Source organism: Desulfosarcina sp. (assembly GCF_046496365.1).
Classification (GTDB): Bacteria; Desulfobacterota; Desulfobacteria; order Desulfobacterales; family Desulfosarcinaceae; genus Desulfosarcina.
Window position 1 is genome coordinate 1 of the sequence record NZ_JAWOHB010000094.1, and the last position, 3,638, is coordinate 3,638.

5 protein-coding genes are annotated in these 3,638 nt (G+C 54.0%); 4 read left to right on the top strand and 1 reads right to left on the bottom strand.

Annotated elements, in window-relative coordinates:
* Window positions 1-174 precede the first annotated feature (174 nt).
* Window positions 175-306: a hypothetical protein gene (locus R6V78_RS07440; RefSeq protein WP_410288707.1), complete on the bottom strand. Its 132-nt coding sequence runs from the start codon at window positions 304-306 to the stop codon at window positions 175-177.
* A gap of 41 nt (window positions 307-347) precedes the next feature.
* Between R6V78_RS07440 and R6V78_RS07445 the strand changes: the two genes are divergently transcribed.
* The 4 genes from R6V78_RS07445 to istB are packed head-to-tail and all read left to right on the top strand — an operon-like array spanning window position 348 to window position 3,436.
* The gene (locus R6V78_RS07445; protein WP_410288708.1) at window positions 348-920 is read left to right on the top strand and encodes a hypothetical protein; all 573 of its coding nucleotides are present in this window, start codon (window positions 348-350) and stop codon (window positions 918-920) included.
* On the top strand, window positions 838-1,224 hold the full coding sequence (locus R6V78_RS07450; RefSeq protein ID WP_410288709.1) for a hypothetical protein: 387 nt from the start codon (window positions 838-840) through the stop codon (window positions 1,222-1,224). The genes R6V78_RS07445 and R6V78_RS07450 overlap by 83 nt, the downstream gene beginning before the upstream one ends.
* Window positions 1,221-2,693 (top strand): IS21 family transposase, encoded by a 1,473-nt coding sequence (istA, locus tag R6V78_RS07455; protein ID WP_410288710.1) that lies wholly within the window; start codon window positions 1,221-1,223, stop codon window positions 2,691-2,693. The genes R6V78_RS07450 and istA overlap by 4 nt, the downstream gene beginning before the upstream one ends.
* Complete coding sequence (istB, locus tag R6V78_RS07460; protein WP_410288711.1) at window positions 2,690-3,436, top strand: IS21-like element helper ATPase IstB; 747 nt, start codon at window positions 2,690-2,692, stop codon at window positions 3,434-3,436. The genes istA and istB overlap by 4 nt, the downstream gene beginning before the upstream one ends.
* The last annotated feature ends 202 nt before the right edge of the window (window positions 3,437-3,638 follow it).

The window sequence follows — 3,638 nt, forward strand, 5'->3', positions numbered from 1 at the left end:
CTGCAATCGTCTCGGCTAAATCTCTTGTGATCGGTTCACCATTCAATGTAGATTGCATTTCTCCTGTGAAACAAACTCTCTTCCCATTAAGATTTTCGTCGCAAAAAGCTTCTATGCTCTTAGATTTTGCAGTATGCATTTGCGCAGTAGCAGATTTAAGTGCCACCGACAGTCTCAAATTATAGTAAAACCGCCGATGTGAAAGTGTTTTTTTCTTCCTGATTTTTCTTCCCCATTTCCATTTTTAAATAAATTTCTTCCTGTTTTCTTCTGCTTTTCTTCCCGTCTATCTTCTTCTTTTCTCATGCTTCCTATGACGTCATGATCCGGCCGGGAGGTAACGGCCGATGATCAGACGAACCCGAAAACGAAAATGCAGGCATTGTAAAACATTTTTTACGCCTGACCCGCGTAATGCCCACCACCAAAACTACTGCGGACGGCAGGAGTGCCGAAATGCCAGTAAAAAAGACAGTCAGCGCCGGTGGCTGAATAAGCCGGAAAATAAAAATTACTTCTCCGGTCCCGCCAACGTCGAGCGGGTCCGGCTGTGGCGCCAAAACCATCCCGGCTATTGGCGCGCCAAACCATCCGATAACCCGGATGCGTTACAAGATGTCTTGTGTGAAAATCAAAAACAAAACCAAATGGTTAACTTCAACTTTGTTCAACCGGCGTTACAAGATCTCTTCATCGAACAACAACCCGTTTTAATTGGACTTATCGCCCAATTAACCGGTTATGCGCTACAAGATGACATCGCGTTGGCCATCCGCCGTATGCAACAAGTGGGCAGAGATATTCTGTATCCATCCCAACAACCCAAAGGAGGTCAACATGCACAAACGTCTCATCTGTCCGCAACGCATCCGCCAGGTTCCCAAACAGTTCAGCTGGGTGGATCACCGGCTGGTCCGTGATCATTACATCGACCAATGCGGTCATGCGGCTGCCAAGCTTTACCTGTTTCTGGTCACCGTCGCCGATGCCAAAGGACTCAGCTACTACGCCGACCGCTCGATCGCACGGCGGCTCAACTTCAATGATGATGATTTGCAGCGGGCGCGCTCCGAACTGATCCGCATCGGCCTGATCGCCTGGCAAGAACCCCTTTACCAGGTCCTGTCCATGGAACCGATGCCCGCGCCACGCCCCACAAGACCCGCCGGCGAGCCTCAGCTGCTGGCCAATATATTCAGACAAATCATCAAGGAGGCCCCATGATCGATTATGACCTGTTCTGCAACATCAAACATCTCAAAGAGCAGCAAGGATTAACGCCGTCGCAGATCGCCAAGGAGCTGGCCATAGACCCCAGAACCGTGGCTAAATGGCTGGAACAGGAACGGTTCCGGCAACGATCGTCTCCCCCCAGGGAAAGCAAGCTCGATCCCTTTAAAAACGACATTCTCCGCATGGTGACCGCCCATCCCTACAGCGCGGCCCAGGTCCTTGCGCGTATCCGGGAAAAAGGCTTTGACGGCGGTTATACCATTGTCAAGGACTACGTCCGCGCCATCCGGCCCCGGCGCACCCCGGCTTACCTGACCCTGTCGTTTGCCCCGGGAGAATGCGCCCAGGTGGACTGGGGTTCGTTTGGAATCGTCCCTGTCGGTTCCACCACCCGGCGGTTGAGCTTTTTTGTCATGGTGTTGTGCTACAGCCGGATGATGTATCTGGAATTTACCGTCTCCCAGACCATGGAGCACTTTCTGGCCTGCCACCAGCATGCCTTCGACGCCTTCGGCGGCGTCCCGGCAAAGGTGATGACCGACAACCTCAAATCCGCGGTGCTCAAGCGCATCATCGGTGCTGATCCGGTATTCAACCCCAAATACCTGGATTTCGCCAATCATTACGGCTTTACCATCACTCCCTGCAATGTCGGCAAGGGAAACGAAAAAGGCCGGGTCGAAAACGGCGTCGGGTATGTGAAAAAAAATTTCCTCTCCGGTCTCGATATCCCAGACTTTGGCGCTTTAAATCCCGCCGGTCGCCTCTGGCTGGACACCATCGCCAATGTCCGCATCCATGGTGTTACCCGGCAAAAACCCGTCGATCTTCTTGAAAAGGAGCGGCCGTATCTCCGCCCTCTACCGGAACATCCCTTTGACGTCGCCACCGTCACCCAGGTCCGGGCATCCTCTCAGTTCCGGATCACCGTCGACGCCAACCGCTATTCGGTTCCTGCGGAATATGCCGGCGCGTTGCTGACCCTCAAAATCTATCCGGATCGATTGTGCGTCTATCAGCAGGACAATCTGATCGCCCGGCACCATCGCTCCTATGACCGGCATCAGGATATCGAAGACCCGGATCACCCAAAGGCGCTTCTCGCCCAGCGTAAAAAAGCCCGGGACCAGAAAACGTTCATGCGCTTTCTATCCCTTTCCCAAAACGCCGACGCCTATTGGCAACAACTGGAACAGCGCAGGATGAATCCCGCCCATCATGTCCGTAAAATCGTCGCGTTAAGTGAAATATACGGCACTGACGCCGTGGCCCGGGCCATGGCCGACGCCTTTGTTTATCAGGCGTTTTCCAGTGAATACATTGCCAATATTTTGGAACAGCGCGCCCGCTTCCGGCCGGAACCCGGGGCATTGCATCTGACCCGGCGGGAAGACCTGCTCGACATCACCGTGGCCCAACCCGATCTGTCCATCTATCACACCCGAAAGGAGACATCATGACGCAACGCCCCGACTCCCTGGACCGCCAACTCATTGATTTGAAATTGGCCTTCATGGCCGAGCATTATGAATCCCTGGCCGCTTCAGCGGCCAAACACCAATGGAACCATGTGGATTACCTGGCGGCTCTGGCCGATGGCGAATCCGCCCGGCGGCAGGATCGCTCCATCAAACGCCGCATCCAGATGGCACGGTTCCCCGTGATCAAAACCCTGGATCAGTTCAATTTTACCTGGCCGAAAAAAATCAATCGCCTCCAGGTGCAAAACCTCTTCCGCCTGCCGTTTGTCCCCACCCGTTCCAATGTGATCTTCCTTGCCGGCGTCGGGCTGGGAAAAACCCATCTGAGTTCGGCCATCGGCTATCAGGCCTGCCTGAAGGGCTATTCCGTCCTGTTCGCCACGGCCATTGATGTGATCAATACCCTCGGGGCCGCCCAGGCCCGGGGCATGCTAAAGCAGGAACTCAAAAAATACACCAAGCCCACCATTCTGATCTTAGACGAGCTGGGATATCTCCCCATCGACAAAACCGGCGCGGACCTTCTCTTCCAGGTCATCAGCCTCCGCTACGAGCGCGGCAGCCTGATCATCACCTCAAACCGGGCATTTAAAAACTGGCCCGAAATCTTCAACAACGACGCCACCCTGACTTCCGCCATTCTCGACCGGCTACTCCACCATGCCGAAACCGTGCTCATCGAAGGCCCCAGCTATCGCATGAAAGACCGCGTTGAATCGTAATGCGCTATTCCAGCATCACCACGGCGGGAACCGAAAACCGGTTCCCGCCCTTGGCAGATAAAAACCAAAACCGCTTTACATTTTGAAACCGACGGTTTTGATGCATTTTCACGCCGCCGGCCACAATCACAAGTAATGATCAAAGTGTTTGACAGGAGTTTCGGGGATAAACCCAGGGCGTGGCCGCAATGCTGCGTAGGGT

Excerpts from the sequence above, each read along its gene's own strand:
- R6V78_RS07440 (WP_410288707.1), bottom strand. The coding sequence starts at position 306 with ATGAGAAAAGAAGAAGATAGACGGGAAGAAAAGCAGAAGAAAACAGGA.
- R6V78_RS07445 (WP_410288708.1), top strand. The coding sequence starts at position 348 with ATGATCAGACGAACCCGAAAACGAAAATGCAGGCATTGTAAAACATTT.
- R6V78_RS07450 (WP_410288709.1), top strand. The coding sequence starts at position 838 with ATGCACAAACGTCTCATCTGTCCGCAACGCATCCGCCAGGTTCCCAAA.
- istA (WP_410288710.1), top strand. The coding sequence starts at position 1,221 with ATGATCGATTATGACCTGTTCTGCAACATCAAACATCTCAAAGAGCAG.
- istB (WP_410288711.1), top strand. The coding sequence starts at position 2,690 with ATGACGCAACGCCCCGACTCCCTGGACCGCCAACTCATTGATTTGAAA.